At 71.9% G+C, this 25,526-nt stretch carries 24 protein-coding genes; 13 read left to right on the forward strand and 11 right to left on the reverse strand.

The genetic code is table 11. The features are described 5' to 3' along the window. Positions 1-5: 5 nt before the first annotated feature. Both tal and tkt read right to left on the reverse strand, forming a co-directional pair. Positions 6-1,139: a transaldolase gene (tal, locus tag AWC30_RS02180; RefSeq protein WP_085108218.1), complete on the reverse strand. Its 1,134-nt coding sequence runs from the start codon at positions 1,137-1,139 to the stop codon at positions 6-8. Positions 1,140-1,144: 5 nt separating this feature from the next. Further along, the gene (gene tkt, locus AWC30_RS02185) at positions 1,145-3,247 is read right to left on the reverse strand and encodes a transketolase (protein WP_085108221.1); all 2,103 of its coding nucleotides are present in this window, start codon (positions 3,245-3,247) and stop codon (positions 1,145-1,147) included. Between the two features lie 192 nt (positions 3,248-3,439). Between tkt and AWC30_RS02190 the strand changes: the two genes are divergently transcribed. Beyond that, complete coding sequence (locus AWC30_RS02190; protein WP_085108224.1) at positions 3,440-4,375, forward strand: heme o synthase; 936 nt, start codon at positions 3,440-3,442, stop codon at positions 4,373-4,375. Here the strand turns inward: AWC30_RS02190 and AWC30_RS02195 are convergent. After that, complete coding sequence (locus AWC30_RS02195) at positions 4,294-5,307, reverse strand: carbon-nitrogen hydrolase family protein (RefSeq protein WP_234807906.1); 1,014 nt, start codon at positions 5,305-5,307, stop codon at positions 4,294-4,296. The genes AWC30_RS02190 and AWC30_RS02195 overlap by 82 nt on opposite strands. 24 nt (positions 5,308-5,331) lie before the next feature. Then, positions 5,332-6,309, reverse strand: coding sequence for a quinone oxidoreductase family protein (locus tag AWC30_RS02200; protein ID WP_085108227.1), 978 nt, complete (start codon positions 6,307-6,309; stop codon positions 5,332-5,334). A 58-nt stretch (positions 6,310-6,367) separates the two neighbouring features. Between AWC30_RS02200 and AWC30_RS02205 the strand changes: the two genes are divergently transcribed. Beyond that, on the forward strand, positions 6,368-7,219 hold the full coding sequence (locus AWC30_RS02205) for a DcsG N-terminal domain-containing protein (protein WP_085108230.1): 852 nt from the start codon (positions 6,368-6,370) through the stop codon (positions 7,217-7,219). Here the strand turns inward: AWC30_RS02205 and AWC30_RS02210 are convergent. Genes AWC30_RS02210 through mptB form a run of 4 tightly spaced genes read right to left on the reverse strand, consistent with a single transcriptional unit; the run spans position 7,169 to position 11,604 of the window. After that, entirely contained in the window at positions 7,169-8,125 is a 957-nt protein-coding gene (locus AWC30_RS02210; RefSeq protein ID WP_085108233.1) for a COX15/CtaA family protein, read from the reverse strand. The two genes, AWC30_RS02205 and AWC30_RS02210, sit on opposite strands and share 51 nt — an antisense overlap. A gap of 43 nt (positions 8,126-8,168) precedes the next feature. Next, positions 8,169-8,981, reverse strand: coding sequence for an ABC transporter permease (locus AWC30_RS02215; RefSeq protein ID WP_085108235.1), 813 nt, complete (start codon positions 8,979-8,981; stop codon positions 8,169-8,171). Next, the gene (locus AWC30_RS02220; protein WP_085108238.1) at positions 8,978-9,928 is read right to left on the reverse strand and encodes an ABC transporter ATP-binding protein; all 951 of its coding nucleotides are present in this window, start codon (positions 9,926-9,928) and stop codon (positions 8,978-8,980) included. Before AWC30_RS02220 ends, AWC30_RS02215 begins: the two co-directional genes overlap by 4 nt. Next, positions 9,925-11,604 (reverse strand): polyprenol phosphomannose-dependent alpha 1,6 mannosyltransferase MptB, encoded by a 1,680-nt coding sequence (mptB, locus tag AWC30_RS02225; RefSeq protein WP_085108241.1) that lies wholly within the window; start codon positions 11,602-11,604, stop codon positions 9,925-9,927. Before mptB ends, AWC30_RS02220 begins: the two co-directional genes overlap by 4 nt. Before the next feature lie 116 nt (positions 11,605-11,720). Between mptB and AWC30_RS02230 the strand changes: the two genes are divergently transcribed. The 7 genes from AWC30_RS02230 (at position 11,721) to AWC30_RS02260 (ending at position 18,012) form a co-directional block, all read left to right on the forward strand. Further along, complete coding sequence (locus AWC30_RS02230) at positions 11,721-12,425, forward strand: helix-turn-helix transcriptional regulator (RefSeq protein WP_420093269.1); 705 nt, start codon at positions 11,721-11,723, stop codon at positions 12,423-12,425. A 69-nt stretch (positions 12,426-12,494) separates the two neighbouring features. Further along, positions 12,495-13,946, forward strand: coding sequence for a Fe-S cluster assembly protein SufB (gene sufB, locus AWC30_RS02235; protein ID WP_085108245.1), 1,452 nt, complete (start codon positions 12,495-12,497; stop codon positions 13,944-13,946). Next, positions 13,946-15,136, forward strand: a complete 1,191-nt coding sequence (gene sufD / locus AWC30_RS02240) for a Fe-S cluster assembly protein SufD (protein ID WP_085108247.1) — start codon at positions 13,946-13,948, stop codon at positions 15,134-15,136. Before sufB ends, sufD begins: the two co-directional genes overlap by 1 nt. Next, positions 15,133-15,906, forward strand: a complete 774-nt coding sequence (sufC, locus tag AWC30_RS02245; RefSeq protein ID WP_085108250.1) for a Fe-S cluster assembly ATPase SufC — start codon at positions 15,133-15,135, stop codon at positions 15,904-15,906. The genes sufD and sufC overlap by 4 nt, the downstream gene beginning before the upstream one ends. Before the next feature lie 28 nt (positions 15,907-15,934). Next, positions 15,935-17,170: a cysteine desulfurase gene (locus AWC30_RS02250; RefSeq protein WP_372507276.1), complete on the forward strand. Its 1,236-nt coding sequence runs from the start codon at positions 15,935-15,937 to the stop codon at positions 17,168-17,170. A gap of 3 nt (positions 17,171-17,173) precedes the next feature. After that, on the forward strand, positions 17,174-17,668 hold the full coding sequence (gene sufU, locus AWC30_RS02255) for a Fe-S cluster assembly sulfur transfer protein SufU (RefSeq protein ID WP_085108256.1): 495 nt from the start codon (positions 17,174-17,176) through the stop codon (positions 17,666-17,668). Further along, on the forward strand, positions 17,665-18,012 hold the full coding sequence (locus tag AWC30_RS02260) for a metal-sulfur cluster assembly factor (RefSeq protein WP_085108259.1): 348 nt from the start codon (positions 17,665-17,667) through the stop codon (positions 18,010-18,012). Before sufU ends, AWC30_RS02260 begins: the two co-directional genes overlap by 4 nt. Here the strand turns inward: AWC30_RS02260 and AWC30_RS17690 are convergent. Further along, positions 18,009-18,182, reverse strand: coding sequence for a DUF8730 family Cys-rich protein (locus tag AWC30_RS17690; RefSeq protein ID WP_165756413.1), 174 nt, complete (start codon positions 18,180-18,182; stop codon positions 18,009-18,011). The two genes, AWC30_RS02260 and AWC30_RS17690, sit on opposite strands and share 4 nt — an antisense overlap. Positions 18,183-18,306: 124 nt before the next feature. Between AWC30_RS17690 and trxA the strand changes: the two genes are divergently transcribed. From trxA to AWC30_RS02275, 3 genes are read left to right on the forward strand one after another with little or no spacing between them, the layout of a single operon-like run. After that, a complete protein-coding gene (trxA, locus tag AWC30_RS02265; protein ID WP_085108262.1) occupies positions 18,307-18,687 on the forward strand; it encodes a thioredoxin in 381 nt (126 codons plus the stop codon). Between the two features lie 37 nt (positions 18,688-18,724). Then, on the forward strand, positions 18,725-19,540 hold the full coding sequence (locus AWC30_RS02270) for an enoyl-CoA hydratase (protein ID WP_109561897.1): 816 nt from the start codon (positions 18,725-18,727) through the stop codon (positions 19,538-19,540). Between the two features lie 26 nt (positions 19,541-19,566). Continuing rightward, on the forward strand, positions 19,567-21,198 hold the full coding sequence (locus AWC30_RS02275) for an ABC-F family ATP-binding cassette domain-containing protein (RefSeq protein WP_085108267.1): 1,632 nt from the start codon (positions 19,567-19,569) through the stop codon (positions 21,196-21,198). 9 nt (positions 21,199-21,207) lie between these two features. On the opposite strand, the gene AWC30_RS02280 is transcribed toward AWC30_RS02275, so the two are convergent. Beyond that, the gene (locus tag AWC30_RS02280) at positions 21,208-21,771 is read right to left on the reverse strand and encodes a TetR/AcrR family transcriptional regulator (protein WP_085108270.1); all 564 of its coding nucleotides are present in this window, start codon (positions 21,769-21,771) and stop codon (positions 21,208-21,210) included. 11 nt (positions 21,772-21,782) lie between these two features. Next, positions 21,783-24,605 (reverse strand): aconitate hydratase, encoded by a 2,823-nt coding sequence (locus tag AWC30_RS02285; RefSeq protein WP_085108273.1) that lies wholly within the window; start codon positions 24,603-24,605, stop codon positions 21,783-21,785. A 171-nt stretch (positions 24,606-24,776) separates the two neighbouring features. Here AWC30_RS02285 and AWC30_RS02290 point away from each other — a divergent pair, with 171 nt between their 5' ends. Continuing rightward, positions 24,777-25,361, forward strand: a complete 585-nt coding sequence (locus tag AWC30_RS02290) for an Rv1476 family membrane protein (protein ID WP_085108277.1) — start codon at positions 24,777-24,779, stop codon at positions 25,359-25,361. The last annotated feature ends 165 nt before the right edge of the window (positions 25,362-25,526 follow it).

A 25,526-nucleotide genomic window follows, 5' to 3' on the forward strand; every position in this document is an offset into this window, starting at 1 on the left:
CGCGGTCACGCGTCGCGGCGTGCCGCATCCAGATGGGCAGCGACCTCGTCGGCCAGCTCGGACCAGGACGCCTCGAACTTCTGCACGCCTTCGCGCTCCAGCACCGCGAACACGTCGGCGACGTCGATCCCGACCTCGGCGAGTTCGTCGAAGACCGCCGCGGCGGCCTTCTCGGTGCCGGTGACGGTGTCCCCGGTGACGGTGCCGTGGTCGGCGACCGCCTCGATCGTCTTCTCCGGCATGGTGTTCACGGTCTGCGGCGCGACCAGCTCGGTCACGTACAGGGTGTCCGGGTAGTCCGGGTTCTTCACCCCGGTGGAGGCCCACAGCGGGCGCTGCACCCGCGCTCCGGCCTTGGCCAGCGCGGCGAACCGCTCGCCGGACTCGAAGACCTCCCGGTAGGCGGCGTAGGCCAGCCGCGCGTTGGCGACACCGGCCTTGCCGCGCAACTCCAGCGCTTCCGGCGTGCCGATCTTCTCCAGCCGGGCGTCGATCTCGGTGTCGACCCGGGAGACGAAGAACGAGGCCACCGACTCCAGGGAGCCCAGGTCGTGGCCGGCCGCGCGGGCCGCCTCCATGCCGGCCAGGAACGCCTCGGCCACCCCGCGGTAGCGCTCCACCGAGAAGATCAGCGTGACGTTGACCGAGATGCCCTCGGCCAGGGTGGCGGTGATGGCGGGCAGTCCGGCCTCGGTGGCCGGAATCTTGATGAACAGGTTGGGCCGGTCGACGATCTTCCACAACTCGACGGCCTGGGCGACGGTCTTGTCGGTCTCGTGCGCCAGCCGCGGGTCCACCTCGATCGAGACCCGGCCGTCGACCCCGCCGGAGGCCTCCCACTGCGGGCGCAGCACGTCGCAGGCCTGCCGCACGTCGTCGGTGGTCGCGGTGCGGATCGCGGCGTCGACGTCGGCGCCGCGGCCGGCCAACTCGGTGAGCTGAGCCTCGTAGGAGTCGCCCTCGGCGAGCGCCTTCTGGAAGATCGTCGGGTTGGTGGTGATCCCCACCACGCTGCGGGTGGCGATCAGCTCGGCCAGGTTGCCGGTGGTGAGCCGGTCGCGGGACAGGTCGTCCAGCCACACCGAGACGCCCGCGGCGCTCAGCGCCGCCAGGTTCGGGTTCTGGGTTGGTGTGCTCATGACGGTTACCCCTCTCGCTGGTTGGTCAGGCTTCGCTCGGCGGCCGCGGCGACGGCCTCGGCGGTGAACCCGTATTTGCGGAACAACGTCTTGTAGTCCGCCGACGCCCCGTAGTGCTCGAGTGAGACGATCTCGCCGGTCTCGCCGACCAGCGGGTACCAACTCAGCGCGATACCGGCCTCCACCGCCACCCGGGCCCGCACCGCGGGCGGCAGCACGGCGTCGCGGTAGTCGGCCGGCTGCGCGGCGAACCACTCCAGACACGGCATCGACACCACTCGGGCGGTGATGTCCTTGTCGGCCAACAGGTCCCGGGCGGCCACGGCCAGCTGAACCTCGGAGCCGGTGGCGATCAGCAGCACGTCGGGTTGGGCGCCGTCGTCGCCGCCGAGGATGTAGCCGCCGCGGGCGACGCCCTCGGCGCTGGTGCCCTCGAGCACCGGCACCCCCTGGCGGGTCAGCGCCAGACCCACCGGGCCGGAAGCCGCACCGCGTTCGAGCACGGTGCGCCAGGCGTGCGCGGTCTCGTTGGCGTCGGCCGGGCGCACCACCGACAGGTTCGGGATCGCGCGCAGCGCGGCGAGGTGCTCGACCGGCTGGTGGGTGGGGCCGTCCTCACCCAGACCGATCGAGTCGTGGGTCCACACGTAGATGGTGTCGATGTCCATCAGCGCAGCCAGCCGCACCGCCGGGCGCATGTAGTCGGAGAACTGCAGGAACGTCCCGCCGTAGGCGCGGGTCGGGCCGTGCAGCACGATCCCGGACAGGATCGCGCCCATCGCGTGCTCGCGCACCCCGAAGTGCAGGGTGCGGCCGTACCAGTGCGCGGTGAACTCCCGGGTGGAGATCGACGGCGGGCCGAACGAGTCCGCGCCCTTGATCGTGGTGTTGTTCGATCCGGCCAGATCCGCCGAGCCTCCCCACAACTCGGGGAGTTTCGGCCCGACCGCGGCCAGCACCTCCCCGGACGCGGCCCGGGTGGCGATCGCCTTGGCGCCCGGCTCCCAGGACGGCAGGTCGGCGTCCCAGCCGTCGGGCAGCCGGTGGTCGAGCAGCCGGTCCAGCAGCGCCTTGCGCTCCGGCTCCCGCGCCGCCCACGCCTCGAACTCGGTGCGCCAGGCGTCGTGGGCGGCCTTGCCGCGTCCGACCAGCCCGCGGGTGTGGGTGATGACGTCCTCGGGCACCGCGAAGTTCTGCTCCGGGTCGAAGCCGACGGCGCGTTTGACCCCGGCCACCTCGTCCTCGCCGAGCGCGGCGCCGTGCGCGGCGCCGGTGTTCATCTTCGTCGGCGCCGGATAGCCGATGATCGTGCGCAGCGCGATGAACGACGGCCGGTCGGTCACCGCCTTGGCGTTGGCGATGGCCTCCTCGATGCCCACCACGTTCTCCCCGCCCTGCACGGTCTGCACGTGCCAGCCGTAGGCCGCGTAGCGGGCGGCGGTGTCCTCGCACAGCGCGATGTCGGTGTCGTCCTCGATCGAGATCTCGTTGTGGTCGTAGAAGACGATGAGGTTGCCCAGCTGCTGCACCGCGGCCAGCGACGACGCCTCGCTGGTCACCCCCTCCTCGATGTCGCCGTCGGAGGCGATGACGTAGATGTGGTGGTCGAACGGGCTGGTGCCCGGTGCGGCGTCGGGGTCGAACAGGCCGCGCTCGAAGCGGGCCGCCATCGCCATGCCCACCGCCGAGGCCAGCCCCTGGCCGAGCGGTCCGGTGGTGATCTCCACGCCCTTGGTGTGCCGGAATTCGGGGTGGCCGGGGGTCTTGGAGTCCCAGGTGCGCAGCGCCTTGATGTCATCGAGTTCGAGACCGAAGCCGCCCAGGTACAGCTGGATGTACAGGGTGAGGCTGGAGTGCCCGCAGGACAGCACGAAGCGGTCCCGGCCCAGCCAGTCCGGGTCGGCCGGGTCGTGCCGCATCACCCGCTGGAACAGCGAATAGGCCAGCGGCGCCAGGCTCATCGCCGTGCCGGGGTGGCCGCTGCCGCAGTGCTGTACCGCGTCGGCGGCCAGCACCCGGGCGGTGTCCACCGCGAGCGAGTCGACCGGATGCCAGTCGTCGGGCAGGTGCGGCTCGGTGAGGGCGGAGATCTCTTCGACAGTGGTCACGTGGGTTATTCCTCGGGGCTGATCCGGTGGTTCCCCTCAAACCCTAGTCCCGGGGCCGAGTGACCGCAGCGGCCGCCGCCCGGTCGCCGCCGCCGACCGGATCGACCCTGCATTTCGGTCCCGGCGGCCCGGCGGTCTACCATCGGGTGTAGTAGAGGGCCAGCGGGCTGAGGCGATCCGAGGAGTTGGTGCGTGAGCATTCGCGAGCGCGTCGCGCCGTCCGCACCGAGGGTGCGTGACCGGCTGCTCGCGTATCTGGCGTTGACGAAGCCGCGCATCATCGAGCTGCTGCTGGTGACCACGATCCCGGCGATGCTGCTCGCCCGCCGCGGTGTGGTCGACCCGCTGCTGATCGGGGTCACCCTGGTCGGCGGGATGCTTGCGGCGGCCAGCGCCAACACCCTGAACTGCGTGGCCGACGCCGACATCGACAAGGTGATGAAGCGCACCGCGCGCCGGCCGCTGGCCCGCGACACCGTCACCCAGCGCCAGGCGCTGGTCTTCGGGCTGGTGCTCGGGGTGGTGTCGTTCGTCTGGCTGACGGTGACCACCAACCTGCTCTCCGGGCTGCTGGCGGTCGCCACCATCGCCTTCTATGTGGTGATCTACACGCTGATCCTCAAGCGCCGCACCGCGCAGAACGTGGTGTGGGGCGGGGCCGCCGGGTGCATGCCGGTGATGATCGGCTGGTCGGCGGTGACCGGCACCATCGAGTGGCCCGCGCTGGTGATGTTCGCGGTGATCTTCTTCTGGACGCCGCCGCACACCTGGGCGTTGGCCATGCGCTACAAGGACGACTACGAGGCGGCCGGGGTGCCGATGCTGCCGGTGGTGGCCACCGAGCGGCAGGTGACCCGGCAGATCCTGATCTACAGCTGGCTGATGGTGCTGGCGACGCTGGCGCTGATCCCGGCCACCGGCTGGCTGTACGCGGTCGCCGCGGTGCTGGCCGGCGGGTGGTTCCTGGTGCTGGCCCACCAGTTGTTCGCCGGGGTGCGCCGCGGCCGCCCGGTGCAGCCGCTGCGGCTGTTCCTGCAGTCCAACAACTACCTGGCGGCGGTGTTCTGCGTGCTGGCGATCGACTCGGCGTTCGCGCTGCCGTCGGTGTCGGCCCTGATGGGCTGGTGACGGGCGTACCAGCGCCGGCCCAACGGATTCTGGTAGGCCCACGCCAGCGCGGGTAGCGGCCCGCGCGGATGCAGCCAGAACCCCGACGGCACCGGGTCGGCGGGCTGCTGCCGGCCGATCGTGACGTCGGCCAGGACGTACCCGGGCCCCTCGGTGCGGTCCCGTCGGGCCAGCACGGTGCCGTCCGCGGCGGTGATCACCGCGCCGCCCTCCAGGTGGCCGCGGTAGGTCAGCGGGGTGCCGGGCAGCCGGCAGGTCAGCGTGCCGCAGTGCGCGGCGTGCACCACCGGCGCGCCCACCAGCCGGGCGAACGCCGGCGCCGCCGCGGCCGCGGTCGCGGCGTTGCGGGTCTGCCAGCCGGCGGTGACCCGGCGCGGCCACCAGGGTGGCACACTCCACCAGCAGGAGCCGCCGAGCACCACGTCGACCCGGCCGCGCATCCGGCGCACCGTCTGGGTGCGCATGAACTCCCAGCACACCGCGGCGCCGGGGGTGAACCCGATGTCGGGCAGCGCCCCGTCGTCGTCGCCGCCGATGTAGAAGCAGTTCTCCCACATGGTCGGCAGGTCTTTGTCGTGGCCGCCGGCGACGCCGTCGGGGGTGGCGAGCAGGAACCGGTTGTAGACCTCGCCGTCGGCGTCGCGGCACAGGAACGAGCCGCCCACCAGCACCCGGTGCCTGCGGGCCAGGGTGGTCAGCAGTGCGGTGGCCGCGCCGTCGGGCGGCAGGGCACAGTCGGCCAACTCGGCCACGAAGCCCATCCCGGTGGTGAAGAACTCCGGCAGCACGATGATCTCGGCGCCGTCGGCCGCGGCGGCGGTGACCAGCCGCTCGCACATCGCCAGGTTGGCCGCGACGTCGGCGAGCCGGGCCTCCTGCTGGATCGCGGCCACCGTGGTCGGTCCGGTGGCGGGCATGTGGTCGGGGAGCATGGCCCCAGGCTAGGTCGGAACCGTTCAGGGCACCAGGATCACCGAGCCGACCGTGGCCCGGGCGGCCAGGTCCCGGTGTGCCTGCTCGGCGCGGGCCAGCGGGTAGCGTTCGCTGACCGTGACCGTCAGTTCGCCTGCGGCAACCGCGTCGAGGAACGCGCTTGCGCGCCACGAGAATTCGTCCGCGGTGCGGATGAAGTGGGCCAGCGAGGGCCGGGTCAGCACCAGCGACCCGGCCGGGTTGAGGCGCTGCGGGTCGAACGGCGGCACCGGCCCGCTGGCCGCCCCGAACAACACCAGCATGCCGCGCACCGCCAGGCTGGCCAGGCTCGCCTCGAAGGTGGCGGCCCCGACCCCGTCGTAGACCGCGGCCACCCCGTCCCCGCCGGTGAGGTCGCGGACCCGGTCGGCGAACTCCGCCGGGTCCGCCCCCGGGTAGTCGAGCACCTGCACGGCGCCGGCCCGGCGGGACAGCTCGGCCTTCGCCGGTGTCGAGGCGGTGGTCAGCACCCGCGCACCCAGCCGGGTCGCCCACTGGGTCAACAGCAGGCCCACCCCGCCGGCTCCGGCGTGCACCAGCAAGGTGTCGCCGCGGCGCACCGGGTAGACCGAGTGGATCAGATAGTGCGCGGTCATCCCCTTCAGCAGCGCGGAGGCGACCAGGTCGGGGGCCACCCCGTCGGGCAGCTTCGCGGTCAGGTCGGCCGGCGCGGTGCAGAACTGCGCGTAGGCGCCGTCGGCGCTGGCGGTGACCACCCGGTCGCCGACCCGCAGCCCGCGCACCCCGGCACCGACCTCGGCGACCGTGCCCGCCGCCTCGGTGCCCACCACGAACGGCAACTCCCGCGGGTACTGCCCGGAGCGGAAATAGGTGTCGATGAAGTTGACCCCGACCGCGGCGTTCTCGATGAGGACATCGCCGCCGGCGGGGGAGGGGCGCGGCCGCTGCACCGGGCGCAGGACTTCCGGACCGCCGACCTCGGCGACTTCGATGGCATCCATACCGCCATCTAACGCCGACACCGCCGGGTCCGGCCAATCCGCCCGTATCATCGCCGTGATGAAGCTGGCCCGCCCCGACGTGTTCCATCCGCGGCTCGTGCTGGCCGGCTGCCCGGTACTGCCGGGCGGGCAGAGCGACGACGACGCGCTGGTGCCCGCGCTGGCGGCCCGCGGCCTACACGCCCGCTGGCTGTCCTGGGACGACCCCGCCCTCGGCGCCGCCGACCTGGTGATCCCGCGCTGCGTGGCCGGCTACGCCGAGCGCCTCGCGGAGTTCCGCGCCGTGATCGCCGCGCCGAACGTGCTGCTCGACACCGCGACGCTGGACTGGAACTCCGACCGGCGCTACCTGCTCGAGCTGGCCGACCGCGGCGTGCCGACGGTGCCCACCACGGTGCTCGCCCCGGGCGGGCGCCTCGCCGAGGAGCCCGCCGCGCCGGTGGTGGTCGGCCCCGCGGTCGGGACCGGGACGCGCCGCTGCACCGAGCGCGGCGCCGCCGCCGAGCACATCGGCCGGTTGCACCGCGACGGCCGGGTCGCGCTGGTGCAGCCCTACCTCACCGAGTCGCGCACCGCGCTGGTCTTCCTGGCCGGGCGGGCCTCGCACGCGTTCACCGCCGAGGGGGCGGTCGACGCCGATTTCAGCCTGTGGGACCTCGGTGCGGCCGCGCTGGACGCCGCCGCGGCCCGGCTGGACACCACGGCCGCCGGGTTCCTGGCGGCCCGCGCCGAGGTGACCGGTGGCCCGGGGGCGGCGCGGCTGCTGCGGCTGAACCTGATCGGGCCGCGGTTGGGCTGGCTGGCGCTGGACGCGCAGGCCCGCGCCGGGCGGCTGCGGGAGTTCGCTCTGGCGGTGGAGTCAGTGCTGCAGCGGCGCGGGCTGGGCCCGCTGTCGCATCGCCGTCCATAGCGCGGCGGTCGCGCCGGTGCACAGCACCGCGAACGCCACGTGGATGATCACCAGGGCCTCCGGGATCCCGGCGTAGAACTGGACGATCCCGACGATCGCCTGCGCGCAGACCAGCGCGCCCAGCACCGCCAGCCGGGTGACCACGATCCGTGGCGCGCGCACCGCGGCCAACCCGAAACCGAGGCCGACCAGCAGGGTCAGGTACGCCACGGTCAGCGAGGAGTGCGCGTGCACCAGCGTGGTGATCTCGACCTGCAGCCGGGGCACCGGGTTGTCGATGTTCTTGTCCCCGGCGTGCGGCCCGGCGCCGGTGACCAGGGTGCCTGCGATCAGGATGGCGCCCAGCACCACCCCGGTCAGGGCGGTCTGCCAGCGCAGCGGTGCGGGCACCCGCGGGGTGACGACGCCGTCGTCGGGCTCGCCGACCTTGACGAACAGCAGCACCGCCAGCCACACCATCGCCATCGACACCAGCAGGTGCAGCGCCACCGTCCACCACAGCAGCCCGGTGCGCACGGTGATGCCGCCGAGCACGGCCTGCGCCACCGTGGACGCCGGCATCAGCCAGGCGTAGACCTGCACCTCGGCGCGGCGGCGGGCGCGGATGACGGCCAGCACCGCCAGCGCGGCGGTGATCACCACCGCGAACGTGACCAGCCGGTTGCCGAACTCGATGGCCTGATGGATGTGGGGCACCTCGGCCACCGCGACCGGGGTGAAACTGCCCGGGAAGCACTGCGGCCAGGTCGGGCAGCCCAGCCCCGAGGCGGTGACCCGCACGACGGATCCGGTGACCGAGATCAGGCCCTGGGTCAGGACGACGGCGGCGGCCAGCAGGCGCTGCACACGCAGGCTCGGCTCCGGCAGCAGGTCCACCACCCGCAACAACGCCCGTCCCACACCCACGACCGTGAAACTACCTCAGGTAGTAGCAGGCGCGGCGCCCGGCTCAGGTGAACCGGAACCAGCGCAGCGCACCGAGCGCCGACACCGCACCCCAGCAGGCGAGCACGACCAGCCCGAACCAGTCCACCGACAGCGCCATCGCCTGGATGAGCGCTTCGGTGAGTGCCCCCGACGGGGTGAGCCGGGCCGCCCAGCGGGCCGCCTCCGGCACCGTCTCGGAGTCGATGGCCAGTGCACCGAGCCCGGCGAAGACGAACCACAGCAGGTTGCCCGCGGCCAGCACGATCTCGGCCTTCAAGGTGCCGCCGAGCAGCAGCCCCATCGCGGCGAACGTCGCGGTGCCCAACGCGATCATCGCCCCGCCCAGCGCCAGCCCGGCCGGCTCCGGCCGCCAGCCCAGCGCGAACCCGACCGAGCCGAGCAGCAGCGCCTGCAGGAACACCACCGACACCACCGCCAGCGATTTGCCGACGATGACGCCCCACACCGGCAGCGCGGTCGCGCCGAGCCGTTTGAGCGCGCCGTAGCGCCGGTCGAAGGCCACCGCGATGGCCTGACCGGTGAACGCGGTGGAGATCACCGCCAGCGCCATGATCGCCGGGGTGAACACCGCGGCGCGGGCGCCCGGACCGTCGCCGAACGAGCCCAGCGGCAGCAGCGTCATCCCGACCAGCAGCGTGATCGGGATGAACATCGTCAACAGCAGTTGCTCGCCGTTGCGCAGCAGCAGTTTGAGTTCCAGGCCGAACTGGGCGGCCAGCATCCGCGGCACCGCGGCGGGGCGCGGGTCGGGGGCGAAGGTCCCCGGCGGGAACGGCGAGGAGGCCTCGGGTGTCGCGGGTGTCGCGTCGGTCATGCCCGCACCTCCCGGCCGGTGAGTTCCAGGAACACGTCCTCCAGGCTGCGCTGTTCGACCCGGATGGCGGTGACCAGCACGTCGATCTCGGCGCACCAGGCGGTGACCGCGGCCAGCACGTGCGGGTCGATCGGGCCTTCGACCAGGTACTCGCCGGGGGTGGTCTCCGCGGTGCGGTAGCCGCCCGGCAGCCGGGCGCCCAGCGGCGCGAGGTCCAGCCGGTGCGGCGCGGTGAACCGCAGCTCGCCGGTGGCGCCGCGACGGGTCAGTTCGGCGGGGGTGCCCGCGGCGACCAGCCGGCCGCGGTCGATGATCACCAGCCGGTCGGCGAGCTCCTCGGCCTCCTTGAGGTGGTGGGTGGTGAGCACCACGGTCACCCCGTCGCGGCGCAGCGCGTCGATCAGCTCCCACACCAGCACCCGGGCGTGGGCGTCCATCCCGGCGGTCGGCTCGTCGAGGAACACCAGTTCGGGGCGGCCCACCAGGGCGCACGCCAGCGCCAGCCGCTGCTGCTGCCCGCCGGAGAGCCGCCGGTAGGTGGTGCGCGCCGCGTCCGTGAGCCCCAGCGTGCTCAGCAGCCACTGCGGGTCCAGCGGGTCGGCGGAGTAGGAGGCGACCAGGTTGAGCATCTCGCCGGCCCGGGCCGCGGGGTAGCCGCCACCGCCCTGCAGCATCACCCCGATCCGTTCGCGCAGCGCGGCGTTGTCGGCGATCGGGTCCAGCCCGAGCACCTCGATGCTGCCCTCGTCGGGCCGGCCGAAGCCCTCGCACATCTCGACGGTGGTGGTCTTGCCCGCCCCGTTGGGGCCGAGCAGCGCGAACACCTCGGCGCGCTGGACCTCCAGGTCCAGGCCGTCGACGGCGGTGACGGTGGTCGCGCCGGAGCGGAACCGCTTGGTGACACCGCGCAGCCGGACCGGCACCGCGGCGGGGGTGGACGAGCTCACGAGGACTCAGCGTAGGCGTCGGCCCCGGCCGCGCCGCCGGGGGCGGTCCGCTGCGGGGGCTCGGGCAGCCGCCGCCACGGCAGCTGCCGGTGGGTCAGCGCGATCACCGCCGCCACGATCAGGGTGCTGGCCACGGTGGCGTCGACGATCTGGAACAGCGCGAACCGGTCCCCGTTGGCGGTGGGCCCGAACACCCCGACGATCAGGGTCACCGCGATCACCGCGATCCGGAACCCGGGCCGGGTCGCCCAGGCGGCCAGCGGGATGATCGCCCACAGCAGGTACCAGGGCTGGACCACCGGGAACAGCAGCACGGTGATGCCCAGCGCCACCCCGAGCCCGCCCACCGGGGACAGCCGGCCGCGCAGCACCGCCAGCAGCAGCCAGGTCACCATCACCGCGATGATCAGCACGCCGATCCCGCGGGTCAGCGACAGCACCGCGGTGGTGTGGTCGCCGAGGCCGAGCAGGATGCCGACCTGCCCGGTGCCCAGCGCCACCAGCGTCGGCGGCGACATCCAGCTGCGCACCACGTTGGCGGTGCCCAGCGTGTTGACCCAGCCGAAGCCCAGGCCGCTGGCCAGCCCGACCGCCGCGATCACCGCCACCGCCAGCGCCCCCAGCCCGGCACTGGCCAGCAGGAACGCCCGCGGGCCCGCGCCCCAGCGGCGGGCCAGCGCCATCGCCACGAACCCCAGCGCCAGCAGCGACGGCAACTTCACCAGCGCGGACAGCACGATCAGCACCGAGCCGCCGACCAGCAGCCCCAGCGGAGTCCAGGCCCGCCACGCCGCGCGCCCCGGCGGCCACCGCAGCGGCCGGTCGGGCAGCAGCGGCGCGGTGGCGGCGATGCCGCGCAGCGCGAACTCGGTGCCGGTGAGCATCAGCCCCAACATCAGGGCCTCGTTGTGGATGCCGGCCACCAGGTGCATCAGCAGCAGCGGGTTGGCGGCGCCCAGCCACAGCGCGGAGACCTCGGCCACGCCGCAGCGGCGGGCCAGCCGCGGCACCGCCCACACGATCAGCCCGACTCCGATGAGCACCACCAGCCGGTGGAACAGCACCGCGGCCACGATGTTCTCCCCGGTCAGCCGGGAGATGCCGCGACCCAGCCACAGGAACAGCGGGCCGTAGGGGGCCGGGGTCTCCCGCCACAGGCTGGGCACCGAGAGGGTGAACACGTGGTCGAGGCCGAGGCCGGGGGCCGGGCCGACCCGGTACGGGTCCTTGCCCAGCAGCGAGATCTGGCTCTGCGCCAGGTAGGAGTAGACGTCCTTGCTGTACATCGGCGGGGCCAGCAGCAGCGGCACGATCCACAGCAGCAGCGTGCGGTCCAGTTGGCTGCGCGACATCCGGCGGGTGCCCTGGGTGAACCGGCCCAGCAACAGCCAGGCCAGCGCCATCATCACCGCGCCGGTGGTGGTCATGGTCAGCGACACCGTCTGGATTCGGGACGGCAGGTTGAGCAGGCGCACCCCGAAGGTGGGGTCCTGGATGACCGGTCGGGCGCCCGCGCCGAGCGCGCCGATCCCCATCAGCACCGTCCCGGTCGCGCCGAACAGCCGGGTGTGGCGCAACGACACCAGCTCGGCGGGGTTCAGCGGGGAGCCGACCGGCCGTTCGTCGGCGTGCCAGCGGGCGATCGTCGTGCTCAACGAGGACCGGCGCGCGGACATTGCAGCAGCGTAACCGGCCGCTTCGGGGCCGCGGCCGCGGTGTGTTGTGGGCGGTGTCACGCCAGGTCGGGAGGGTCGGGCTGGACCCGACGCCGGAATTGCGTCACACTGATGTTGTGAAATTCCAGTCGGCTGCGGAGTGCGCGGGCCCCACCACGGTGGGCGCCCAGGACGGCGGCACCCGCGGCGCGGTGGTGCGCCTGCTGGCCGAGTCCGGCACCATCACCGCCGGCCAGATCGGCGAGCAGCTCGGGGTGTCGGCGGCCGGGGTGCGCCGCCACCTCGACGCGCTGATCGCCGCCGGGGACGCCGAGGCGTGCGCGCCGGCGGCCTGGCAGCACGCCGGGCGGGGCCGGCCGGCCAAGCGGTTCCGGCTGACCGCGGCGGGCCGCGCCAAGCTCGACCACAGCTACGACGACCTCGCCGTCGCGGCGCTGCGCCAGCTGCGCGAGATCGGCGGCAAGGAGGCGATCCGCACCTTCGCGCGTCGCCGTATCGACGGCATCCTCGCCGAGGTGGCCCCCGCCGCGGGCGGTGACGACGGTGCGGTGGCGGCCGCCGCCGACCGGGTCGCCGGGGCGTTCACCCGGGCCGGCTACGTGGCCAGCACCGCCCGGGTCGACGGACCGATGCAGGGCATGCAGATCTGCCAGCATCACTGCCCGGTCTCCCACGTCGCCGAGGAGTTCCCGGAGCTGTGCGAGGCTGAACGCGAAGCCATGGCGGCGGTGCTGGGCACCCACGTCCAACGGCTGGCGACCATCGCCAACGGCGACCACGCCTGCACGACCCACATCCCGTTACCGGGTGCAAGCCATTAGCGACACCGTCCGGACTCCGGCGCACAGCCCGCGCGCCGGAGCCACCACGAGCAGTGAAGGAGCGACGACATGACCATCACACCAGAAGCCGCCACCGGGCGCGCGGAACCCGAACTCACCCAGGACGAGGCGATCGCCTCGCTGGGACGCTACGAGTACGGCTGGGCCGACTCCGACGCGGCGGGCGCCGCCGCCCAGCGCGGCCTGTCCGAGGCGGTCGTGCGCGACATCTCGGCGAAGAAGGACGAGCCGGACTGGATGCTGCAGACCCGGCTCAAGGCGCTGGGCATCTTCGACAAGAAGCCGATGCCGACCTGGGCGGCCGACCTGGGCGACATCGACTTCGACAACATCAAGTACTTCGTGCGCTCCACCGAGCGGCAGGCCCAGACCTGGGAGGACCTGCCCGAGGACATCCGCAACACCTACGACAAGCTGGGCATCCCGGAAGCCGAGAAGCAGCGGTACGTCTCCGGGGTGGCCGCCCAGTACGAGTCGGAGGTCGTCTACCACAAGATCCGCGAGGACCTGGAGGAGAAGGGCGTCGTCTTCGTCGACACCGACACCGCGCTGCGCGAGCACGAAGACATGATGAAGGAGTACTTCGGCACGGTGATCCCGGCCGGCGACAACAAGTTCTCCGCGCTCAACACCGCCACCTGGTCGGGCGGGTCGTTCGTCTACGTCCCGCCGGGCGTGCACGTCGACATCCCGCTGCAGGCCTACTTCCGGATCAACACCGAGAACATGGGCCAGTTCGAGCGGACCCTGATCATCGTCGACGAGGACGCCTACGTGCACTACGTCGAGGGCTGCACCGCGCCGGTGTACTCGAGTGACTCGCTGCACTCCGCGGTGGTCGAGATCATCGTCAGGAAGGGCGGCCGCTGCCGCTACACCACGATCCAGAACTGGTCGGGCAACGTCTACAACCTGGTGACCAAGCGGGCCCGCGCCGAAGAGGGCGCCACCATGGAGTGGATCGACGGCAACATCGGCTCCAAGGTCACGATGAAGTACCCGGCGGTGTGGATGACCGGTGAGCACGCCCGCGGCGAGGTGCTCTCGCTGGCGTTCGCCGGGGAGGGCCAGCACCAGGACACCGGCGCCAAGATGCTGCACCTGGCGCCGCACACGTCGTCCAACATCGTCTCCAAGTCGGTGGCCCGCGGCGGCGGCCGGTCCTCCTACCGCGGCCTGGTCGAGGTGCACAAGGGCGCCTACGGGTCGAAGTCCAACGTCGAATGCGACGCGCTGCTGGTCGACACCATCAGCCGCAGCGACACCTATCCCTACGTCGACATCCGCGAGGACGACGTCACCATCGGGCACGAGGCCACCGTCTCCAAGGTGAACGAGAACCAGCTGTTCTACCTGATGAGCCGCGGCCTGACCGAGGAGGAGGCCACCGCCACCATCGTGCGCGGGTTCGTCGAGCCGATCGCCAAGGAACTGCCGATGGAGTACGCCCTGGAGCTCAACCGGCTCATCGAGCTGCAGATGGAAGGGTCGGTGGGCTAGTGACCAACCTGACCGAAGCGGTCGAGGGGACCGCGGGGATCATCGCCAACAAGGGCGAGGCGTTCACCTCCTTCGACGTCGACGCCTTCGAGGTGCCCAGCCGCCGCGACGAGGCCTGGCGGTTCACCCCGCTGCGCCGGCTGCGCGGCCTGCACGACGGGTCGGCGCCGGCCACCGGCACCGCCGAGATCACCGTCACCGAACAGGACGGGGTGCGCGTCGAGCGGGTCGGCCGCGACGACGAACGGCTCGGCGCGGCCGGGGTGCCCGCCGACCGGGTCGCCGCCCAGGCGTTCTCGTCGTTCGACACCGCCGCCCTGGTCACCGTGGGCCGGGAGGCCGCCCCGGCCGACCCGATCGAGATCGTCGTGACCGGGCCGGGGGAGGGCAACACCGGCTACGGGCACCTGCAGGTGCGGGTCGAGGAGCTGGCCGAGGCGACCGTGGTGATCGACCACCGCGGCAGCGGCAGCTACGCCGACAACGTCGAGTTCGTCGTCGGCGACGCGGCGCGGTTGACCGTGGTGTGGCTGGCCGACTGGGCCGCCGACACCGTGCACGTCAGCATGCACCACATGAGCCTGGGCAAGGACGCGGTGCTGCGGCACAGCGCGGTGCAACTCGGCGGTGAGATCGTGCGGCTGACCGGCCGGGTGTCCTACACCGGCCCGGGCGGGGACGCCGAACTGCTCGGCCTGTACTTCGCCGACGACGGCCAGCACCTGGAATCGCGGCTGCTGATCGACCACAACCCGCCGGACTGCCGGTCCCGGGTGCTGTACAAGGGCGCGCTGCAGGGCGACCCGGACTCCGGGCTGCCCGACGCCCGCACGGTGTGGGTGGGCGACGTGCTGATCCGCGCGGACGCCTCCGGCACCGACACCTACGAGCTCAACCGCAACCTGGTGCTCACCGACGGCGCCCGCGCCGACTCGGTGCCCAACCTGGAGATCGAGTCCGGCGAGATCGCCGGCGCCGGACACGCCAGCGCCACCGGGCGCTTCGACGACGAGCAACTGTTCTACCTGCTGTCCCGGGGCATCCCGGAGAAGCAGGCCCGCCGGCTGATCGTGCGCGGCTTCTTCGGCGAGGTGATCGCACGGATCGGCGTGCCCGCCGTGCAGGAACGCCTCACCGAGGCGATCGAGACCGAACTGGCCCTGACCGAAAAGGAAGACACCCCCTCATGACGACCCTGGACATCAAGGATCTGCACGTCAGCGTGCACCGCGGCGAGGCCGAGGACGACATCCCCATCCTCAAGGGGGTGAACCTCACCGTGCGCTCCGGGGAGGTGCACGCGCTGATGGGGCCCAACGGGTCCGGCAAGTCCACCCTGTCCTACGCGGTGGCCGGTCACCCGAAGTACACGGTGACCAGCGGCTCGATCACCCTCGACGGGCAGGACGTGCTGGCGATGAGCGTCGACGAGCGGGCCCGCGCCGGGCTGTTCCTGGCCATGCAGTACCCGGTGGAGGTGCCCGGGGTGTCGATGTCGAACTTCCTGCGCACCGCGGTCACCGCGGTCCGCGGTGAGGCGCCCAAGCTGCGGCACTGGGTCAAGGAGGTCCGCACCGCGATGAGCGAGCTGGAGATCGACGCGTCGTTCGGGGAGCGCAGCGTCAACGAGGGCTTCTCCGGCGGGGAGAAGAAGCGCCACGAGATCCTGCAGCTGGGCCTGCTCAAGCCGAAGATCGCGGTGCTCGACGAAACCGACTCCGGGCTCGACGTGGACGCCCTGCGGGTGGTCAGCGACGGGGTGAACCGGTACGCCGAGAGCGAGAACGGCGGCATCCTGCTGATCACCCACTACACCCGGATCCTGCGCTACATCCGCCCGCAGCACGTGCACGTCTTCGTCGACGGCCGCATCGCCGAGTCCGGGGGGCCGGAACTCGCCGACGAACTCGAGGAGAGCGGCTACGAGCGCTTCACCCACGCGGCTTCCGCGGGGGCGTGAGGTGTCGGTCTCGGTCAGCGGCAGCCCGGTGCTGGACACATCCGCGATCCGGGCCGACTTCCCGATCCTGAGCCGGGTGATGCGCGGCGGTAACACGCTGGCCTACCTGGACTCCGGGGCGACCTCGCAACGGCCCCGGCAGGTCCTCGACGCCGAACGGGACTTCCTGTCCACCTCCAACGGGGCGGTGCACCGCGGCGCCCACCAGCTGATGGAGGAGGCCACCGACGCCTACGAGGACAGCCGGGCCACCATCGCCGGGTTCGTCGGCGCCGACCCCGACGAGCTGGTGTTCACCAAGAACGCCACCGAGTCGCTGAACCTGGTGGCTTACCTGCTCGGCGACGACCGGTTCGACGCGGCCGTCGGCCCCGGCGACGTCATCGTCACCACCGAGCTCGAGCACCACGCCAACCTGGTGCCCTGGCACGAGCTGGCCCGCCGCACCGGGGCGACGCTGCGCTGGTACGGCGTCACCGACGACGGCCGCATCGACCTGGACTCGCTGACCCTCGACGAGCGGGTCAAGGTCGTGGCGTTCAGCCACCATTCCAACGTCACCGGTGCCATCGCCCCGGTCGGCGAGCTGGTGGCCCGGGCCCGGGCGGTCGGGGCGCTCACCGTCCTCGACGCCTGCCAGTCGGTGCCGCACCAGCCGGTCGACCTGCACGGTCTCGGGGTGGACTTCGCCGCCTTCTCCGGGCACAAGATGTTGGGGCCCACCGGGATCGGGGTGCTTTACGGCCGCCGCGACCTGCTGGCCGGGGCGCCGCCGTTCCTCACCGGCGGGTCGATGATCGAGACGGTCAGCATGACCGAGGTGACCTACGCGCCGGCCCCGCAGCGGTACGAGGCGGGCACCCCGATGACCTCGCAGGTCGTCGGGCTGGCCGCGGCCGCCCGCTACCTCGACGCGATCGGGATGGCCGCGGTGGAGGCCCACGAGGCCGGATTGGTCGCCGCGGCGCTGGACGGCCTGTCCGGCATCGACGGGGTGCGGATCATCGGGCCGGCCGGACTGGCGGGGCGCGGCTCGCCGGTGTCGTTCGTGGTCGACGGGGTGCACGCCCACGACGTCAGCCAGGTCCTCGACGACGAGGGCGTGGCGGTGCGGGTCGGGCACCACTGCGCGATGCCGCTGCACCGGCGGTTCGGTATCGCCGCGACCGCGCGGGCCTCGTTCGCGGTGTACAACACCGTCGAGGAGGTGGACCGGCTGGTCGCCGGGGTGCGCCGGGCCGTGGACTTCTTCGGGAGGGCGTGACCGGTGCGCCTGCAGCAGATCTACCAGGAAGTGATCCTGGACCACTACAAGCATCCGCACCACCGCGGGCTGCGCGAGCCGTACGACGCCGAGGTGCACCACGTCAACCCGGTCTGCGGGGACGAGCTGACCCTGCGGGTGGCGTTGTCCGACGGCGGCGACACCGTCGCCGACATCTCCTACGACGGGCAGGGCTGCTCGATCAGCCAGGCCGCCACCTCGGTGCTCGCCGAGCAGCTGATCGGGCACAGTGTGGCCGAGGCGATGACGATCGTGTCCGCGTTCACCGAGATGGTGTCCTCCCGTGGCACGGTGGAGGGGGACGAGGACGTCATCGGCGACGGCATCGCCTTCGCCGGAGTGGCAAAATATCCGGCACGGGTCAAATGCGCGCTGCTGGCCTGGACGGCGTTCATCGCGGCGCTCGCGGAAGCGGGCACGACAGACTCGGCGGCGGCCCGGGCCGCCGCTGCACACTCAGTGGAGGGAGAGAAATGACCGACACCATCACCACCGACGACGAGTTGTTCGCCGAGGTCGATGAGGCGATGCACGACGTCATCGACCCGGAGATCGGCATCAACGTGGTCGATCTCGGGCTGGTCTACGACATGAAGCTGCAGCGTGAGGGGGACGACACCACCGTCCTCATCGACATGACGCTGACCTCGGCGGAGTGCCCGCTGCAGGACATGATCACCGACCAGATCCACACCGCGCTGATCGGCAGCGGCCTGGTCAACGACCTGAAGCTGAACTGGGTGTGGATCCCGGCCTGGGGGCCGGACAAGATCACCGACGACGGCCGCGAGCAGTTGCGGGCCCTCGGCTTCACCGTCTAGCGGCCGCGCAGCCTGCGCCGCAGCCGGGCGAACAGCGGCTCCGGCCGCACCCGGTCGTGGCCGTCGCACCACCGGTCGGCCGGCACCGTGGCGCGCACCGCGTCGATGTGCCGGCCGCAGCCGGTCCAGGTGGTCTTGCCGCACTGCCGGCATCGGACGGGCTGGCACATGACGGCTCCTTCGCTGCGACGACCGGGTCCACCCAATAATACCCCTCGGGGTATTCAGGGTATCCGGGGTGGTTCGGGCGGGCGGCCCGGGAACATCACCGGGAGCCTGCACGTTGGGCGGGGCATGGCTACCCAAGACATCACCGCCGCCGAATTCGACAACCTCGTCAAGGACAACGACATGGTCCTGGTCGACTTCTGGGCGTCCTGGTGCGGCCCGTGCCGCGCCTTCGCGCCCACCTTCACCGCGTCGGCGGAGAAGCACCCCGACATCGTGCACGCCAAGGTCGACACCGAGGCGGAGCAGCAGCTGGCCGCCGCCGCCAACATCCGCTCCATCCCGACCCTGATGGCGTTCAAGAACGGCACCCTGGTGTTCAACCAGGCCGGGGCGCTGCCGCCGCCCGCGCTGGAGGACCTGGTGCAGCAGCTCAAGGACCTCGACGTGGAGGCGGCGCTGGCCGAACAGCGCAACGCCGACCAGGGCGGCGCCGAGCAGGGCTGACCGGGCCGCACCGCCCGCACGCGATAGCGTGCAGACCGTGAACCCCGCCCTGGTCCTGCTCGAACACCCACGGCCCGACGTCGCGCTGATCACCCTCAACCGCCCCGAGCGGATGAACTCGATGGCGTTCGACGTCATGGTCCCGCTGCGCGAGATCCTCGCCGAGGTCCACCACGACAACGCGGTGCGCGCGGTGGTGCTCACCGGCGCCGGGCGCGGCTTCTCCTCGGGCGCCGACCACAAATCGGCGGGCAGCGTGCCGCACGTGGCCGGGCTGACCCGGCCCAGCTACGCGCTGCGCTCGATGGAGGTGCTCGACGAGGTGATCCTGGCGCTGCGGCGGCTGCACCAGCCGGTGATCGCCGCGGTCAACGGCGCCGCGATCGGCGGCGGGCTGTGCCTGGCACTGGCCTGCGACATCCGGGTCGCCGGGCACGGCGCCTACTTCCGCGCCGCCGGCATCAACAACGGCCTCACCGCCAGCGAACTGGGCCTGAGCTACCTGCTGCCGCGCGCGATCGGCACGTCGCGGGCCTTCGAGCTGATGCTCACCGGCCGCGACGTCCATGCCGAGGAGGCCGAACGGATCGGGCTGGTGTCCCGGCGGGTGCCCGACACCGAGCTGCTCGACACCTGCTACGAGCTGGCCGGCCGGATCGCCGGGTTCTCCCGGCCCGGGGTGGAGCTGACCAAACGCACCCTGTGGAGCGGACTGGACGCCGCTAGCCTGGAGGGGCACATGCAGGCCGAGGGGCTCGGGCAGCTCTACGTGCGGCTGCTCACCACCAACTTCGAGGAAGCCGTCGCCGCCCGCGCCGAGCGACGTGCCCCGCACTTCACCGACGACAAATAGCCCACGGGCAGGCAGGAGCGACCCGCGTGATCACCGCAACGGACCTGGAGGTCCGCGCCGGGGCCCGCACCCTGCTGGCCGCCGAGGGCCCGGCGCTGCGCATCCAGCCCGGCGACCGGATCGGGCTGGTCGGGCGCAACGGCGCGGGCAAGACCACCACGCTGCGGATCCTGGCCGGGGAGAGTGAACCGTATGCCGGTACGGTCACCCGCGCCGGTGAACTCGGCTACCTGCCGCAGGACCCCAAGCAGGGCGATCTGGAGGTGCTGGCGCGCGACCGGGTGCTGTCCGCGCGCGGGCTGGACACCCTGCTCGCCGACATGGAGAAGCAGCAGGCGGTGATGGCCGAGGCCGCCGACGACGCGGTGCGCGACAAGGCGATCCGGCGCTACGGCCGACTCGAGGAGCGGTTCGCCGCGCTCGGCGGCTATGGCGCAGAAAGCGAGGCGGGCCGCATCTGCGCCAGCCTCGGGCTGCCCGACCGGGTGCTGGCCCAGCCGCTGCGCACCCTCTCCGGCGGCCAGCGCCGACGGGTGGAGCTGGCCCGCATCCTGTTCGCGGCGGCCGACACCGGGGTCGGGGGAGCGGCCACCACCCTGCTGCTCGACGAACCCACCAACCACCTCGACGCGGACTCGGTGGGCTGGCTGCGTGACTTCCTGCGCGCTCACACCGGCGGTCTGGTGGTGATCAGCCACAACGTGGATCTGCTGGCCGACGTGGTCAACCGGGTGTGGTTCCTCGACGCCGTGCGAGGCGAGGTCGACGTCTACAACATGGGCTGGCAGAAATACCTCGACGCCCGCGCCACCGACGAGGCCCGCCGGCGCCGGGAACGCACCAACGCCGAACGCAAGGCCGCGGCGCTGCGCACCCAGGCCGCCAAGCTGGGCGCCAAGGCCACCAAGGCGGTCGCCGCGCAGAACATGCTGCGCCGCGCCGACCGGATGATGGCCGCCCTCGACGAGGAGCGGGTCGCCGACAAGGTGGCCCGGATCAAGTTCCCGTCGCCGGCGCGCTGCGGGCGCACCCCGCTGGTGGCGCGCGGGCTGACCAAGCAGTACGGCTCGCTGGAGGTGTTCGCCGGGGTGGACCTGGCCATCGACCGCGGCTCGCGGGTGGTGGTGCTGGGCCTCAACGGGGCGGGCAAGACCACGCTGCTGCGGATCCTGGCCGGGGTGGAGCGCCCCGACGCGGGCGCGCTGGAGCCCGGCCACGGCTTCAAGGTGGGCTACTTCGCCCAGGAGCACGACACCCTCGACGACACCGCCACGGTGTGGCAGAACATCCGCCACGCCGCGCCGGACAGCCCCGAGCAGGAGCTGCGCGGGCTGCTGGGCGCGTTCATGTTCAGCGGCGCCCAGCTCGACCAGCCCGCCGGCACCCTGTCCGGCGGGGAGAAGACCCGGCTGGCGCTGGCCGGACTGGTGGCCTCGGCGGCCAACGTGCTGTTGCTCGACGAGCCCACCAACAACCTCGACCCCGCCTCCCGCGAGCAGGTGCTCGACGCGCTGCGCAGCTACCTCGGCGCGGTCGTGCTGGTCACCCACGATCCCGGCGCCGCGGAGGCGCTCGACCCGCAGCGGGTGGTGCTGCTGCCCGACGGAACCGAGGACCACTGGTCGGCGGAGTACGCCGACCTCATCGAGCTGGCCTGACCGCACCGGTCAGTGGGTGCGCACCGAGTCCTCGACCAGGTCGAGCACCGCGGCCAGCCGGGCGGGGTCCTCCCCGGAGGCCACCCGGGCCACCAGCCCGTCGAGCACCAGGTCCAGATAGCAGTGCAGCACCTCACCGGGCACGTCGTCGCGCACCCGCCCGGCCTGCTTCTGGCGGCGCAGCCGCTCGGTGGTCGCCGCGTCCAGCTCGGCGCAGCGCTCGGCCCAGCCGCGGTGGAACTCCGGGTCGTTGCGCAGTTTGCGGGCGATCTCCAGCCGGGTGGACAGCCAGTCGAACTCGTCCGGGTCGGCCAGCAGGTTGCGCATCACCTGGATCAGCCCCTCGCGCGCCGCGATCTCGGCCATCCGGTCGGCGTCCTCGCGGGCCAGCTCGAAGAACAGGGTGTCCTTGTCGCGGAAGTGGTGGAAGATCGCCCCGCGCGACATCCCGATGGCCTGCTCCAGCCGGCGCACCGTGGCGCCCTCGTAGCCGAACTCGGCGAAGCACCGCCGCGCACCGTCGAGGATCCGTCGACGGCGCGCGGCGAGCTGCGCCGGGCTGAGCCTGGGCACCGCCGCACCGCCTACGCGGAGGACAGCATGGTGCGCAGCACGTACTGCAGGATGCCGCCGTTGCGGTAGTAGTCGGCCTCACCGGGGGTGTCGATGCGCACCACCGCGTCGAACTCGACACTGCCACCGTCGGACTTGGTGGCGGTGACGTGCACGGTGCGCGGCGTCGACCCGTCGTTGAGCGCGTCGATGCCGGTGATGTCGTACACCTCGGTGCCGTCGAGCTTGAGCGACGCCGCCGACTCGCCCTCGGGGAACTGCAGCGGGATCACCCCCATGCCGATCAGGTTCGACCGGTGGATGCGTTCGAAGGACTCCGCGATCACCGCCCGGACACCCAGCAGCAGCGTGCCCTTGGCCGCCCAGTCCCGCGACGACCCGGACCCGTACTCCTTGCCGCCGAGCACCACCAGCGGCGTGCCCGCCGCGGCGTAGTTCTGCGCCGCGTCATAGATGAACGCCTGCGGGCCGCCCTCGACGGTGAAGTCGCGGGTGTAGCCGCCGGAGACGTCATCGAGCAGCAGGTTGCGCAGCCGGATGTTGGCGAAGGTGCCGCGGATCATCACCTCGTGGTTGCCGCGGCGCGAGCCGAAGGAGTTGAAGTCCTTGCGCTGCACACCGTGGGACTCGAGGTACTGCGCCGCCGGGGTGCCCGGCTGGATGCTGCCCGCGGGGGAGATGTGGTCGGTGGTCACCGAGTCGCCGAGCAGCGCCAGCACCCGCGCGCCGGCGATGTCGCCGACCGGCTCCGGCTCGGCCGGCATGCCCTCGAAGTACGGGGGCTTGCGCACGTAGGTCGACTCCGGGTCCCACTCGAAGGTGTCCCCGCTGGGGGTCGGCAGGTTCCGCCACCGCTCGTCGCCCTTGAACACGTCGCCGTAGTTGCGGGTGAACATCTCGGAGTTGATCGACGAGGCGATGGTGTCCGAGACGTCCTTCTGCGACGGCCAGATGTCGCGCAGGAACACGTCGTTGCCGTCGCCGTCCTGCCCGAGCGGCTGGGCGTCGAAGTCGAAGTCCATGGTCCCGGCCAGCGCGTAGGCGATCACCAGTGGCGGGGAGGCCAGGTAGTTCATCTTCACGTCCGGGTTGATCCGGCCCTCGAAGTTGCGGTTGCCGGAGAGCACCGCGGTCATCGACAGGTCGTTGTCGTTGACCGCCGCCGAGATCTCGGTGGTCAGCGGCCCGGAGTTGCCGATGCAGGTGGTGCAGCCGTAGCCGACCAGGTAGAAGCCCAGCTTCTCCAGGTAGGGCCACAGGCCGGCCTTCTCGTAGTAGTCGCTGACCACCTGCGAGCCCGGCGCCATCGTGGTCTTCACCCACGGCTTGACGCTCAGGCCCTTCTCCACCGCGTTGCGGGCCAACAGCGCCGCGCCCAGCATCACCTCCGGGTTGGAGGTGTTGGTGCAGGAGGTCACCGCCGCGATCGCCACCGCGCCGTGGTCGATGACGAACTCGCCACGCTCGGAGCGCACCGTCACCGGCTTGGTGGGGCGCCCCTCCGAGCCGTCGGCGGCCGACGCGACCCGGGGGGCGGCGTCGACGGCGCCGTCGTCGGCGAAGGACAGGGTGGCCGGGTCGCTGGCCGGGAAGGTGCTCTCGATCTCGTCGTCGAGGTGGGTCTGCGGGGTTTCCCCCTCCTCGTTCACATAGTTGTGGATGTCCTTGCGGAACGCGGTCTTGGCGTCGGTGAGCGCGATGCGGTCCTGCGGGCGTTTCGGCCCGGCGATCGAGGGGACCACGTCGGCCAGGTCCAGCTCCAGGTACTCGGAGAAGGCCGGTTCGTTGTCCGGGTCGTGCCACATGCCCTGCGCCTTGGCGTAGGCCTCCACCAGCGCCAGCTGCTTCTCGTCGCGCCCGGTGAAGCGCAGGTAGTCGATGGTCTCGGCGTCGACCGGGAAGATCGCGGCGGTGGAGCCGAACTCCGGGCTCATGTTGCCCAGCGTGGCGCGGTTGGCCAGCGGCACCTGGGCGACGCCCTTGCCGTAGAACTCGACGAACTTGCCGACCACGCCGTGGCGGCGCAGCATCTCGGTGACGGTGAGCACCACATCGGTGGCGGTCACGCCGGCCTGGATCTCCCCGGTGAGTTTGAACCCGACGACGCGGGGGATCAGCATCGACACCGGCTGGCCCAGCATGGCGGCCTCGGCCTCGATGCCGCCGACGCCCCAGCCCAGCACGCCGAGCCCGTTGACCATCGTGGTGTGTGAGTCGGTGCCCACACAGGTGTCGGGGTAGGCCAGGCCGTCGCGGGCCATCACCACGTGGGCCAGGTACTCGATGTTGACCTGGTGGACGATCCCGGTGCCCGGCGGCACCACCTTGAAGTCGCGGAACGCGCCCTGACCCCAGCGCAGGAACTGGTAGCGCTCGCCGTTGCGCTGGTATTCGATCTCGACGTTGCGTTCGAATGCGTCCGGTCGGCCGAACAGGTCGGCGATGACCGAGTGGTCGATGACCAGGTCCGCCGGGGCCAGCGGGTTCACCTTGGCGGGGTCGCCGCCGAGGGTGGCGATCGCCTCCCGCATGGTGGCCAGGTCCACGATGCACGGCACCCCGGTGAAGTCCTGCATGACCACCCGGGCCGGGGTGTACTGGATCTCGGTGTCCGGGTGGGCGTTGGGGTCCCAGTTCGCCAGCGCCTCGATGTGGTCGGTGGTGATGTTGGCGCCGTCCTCGTTGCGCAGCAGGTTCTCGGCGAGAACCTTGAGGCTGTAGGGCAGCTTGGCCAGCCCCGGCACCGCGTCGAGGCGGTAGATGTCATAGCGGTCGTCGCCCACCTCGAGGGTGGTGCGGGCCTGGAACGAGTTCAGCGATTCTGTGCTCGGCATATCTACTCCGGGATCGGGTTTGCACCGCGGGCGGGCTGTGCCGGCGGTTCGGCCCCACCCTAACAGTACGGACGTACTGCAACCCGGTGATGGGCTCGACCGGCGCGGGTCGGTGCCGATCGCCGGCCGGTCGCGTACGGTGCTTGCAGATTCCGCGCAGGAAGGGTGCCGATGAGCGGACCAGTCGTGATCGTTCCGGCGCCGCCGCAGACCACGGTGGCGCTGCACCCGACGCTGCCCGCCTACATCCCGATCGACGTCGACATCGACGCCGTCCGCGAGGCGGTCGCGGCCGACGGGGTCAGCGCGCCCGCGCCGGTGCGGCCGGGGTTGCTCGAGGTGGTGCACGAGGCCCACGAGGACGGCATCGAGCTGAAGATCGTGGTGATCGAGAACAACCCGCCGATCGACACCCCGCTGCGCGACATCGCCACCCTGGTCGGCAGGGACTACACCGACGCCACCGTGCTGGCGATCAGCCCGTCCTACGCCGGCACCTACAGCCCGCACTTCGATCGGGTGGTGCTGGAGGCGGGGGAGGACGTGGCCAAGACCGGTAACCCGGTGGTCTCGGCACAGAATTTCCTGGACGAGTTGAATAAGCCGGCGTTCCCCTGGACCGCATTCACCGCGGTGGTGCTGGCGGTGGTGCTCGCGGCCGCGGTCGGGACCCGAATCCTGCAGCTCAGGGCGCGCCGGGATGCGCAGGCGACCGACACCGGTGAGCGCGCCGATCCGGCCGCGGCGAATAGCTGAGCCGAAATCGGTCGCGCGGTGCCGGCGAATTCGCCGGGTCACCGTTCGGTCACAATCATTTCAATTACAAACATGTAGTCTGTGACCTACGGGTTTTCCGTGGCAAATGTGACGTACGGTGCAATTGGTGCCCACGTTGAAGTTGTTTTTTGCGGCTGTTGAGGC

It is taken from the genome of Mycolicibacillus trivialis (genome assembly GCF_002102395.1).
Taxonomy (GTDB): Bacteria; Actinomycetota; Actinomycetes; order Mycobacteriales; family Mycobacteriaceae; genus Mycobacterium; species Mycobacterium triviale.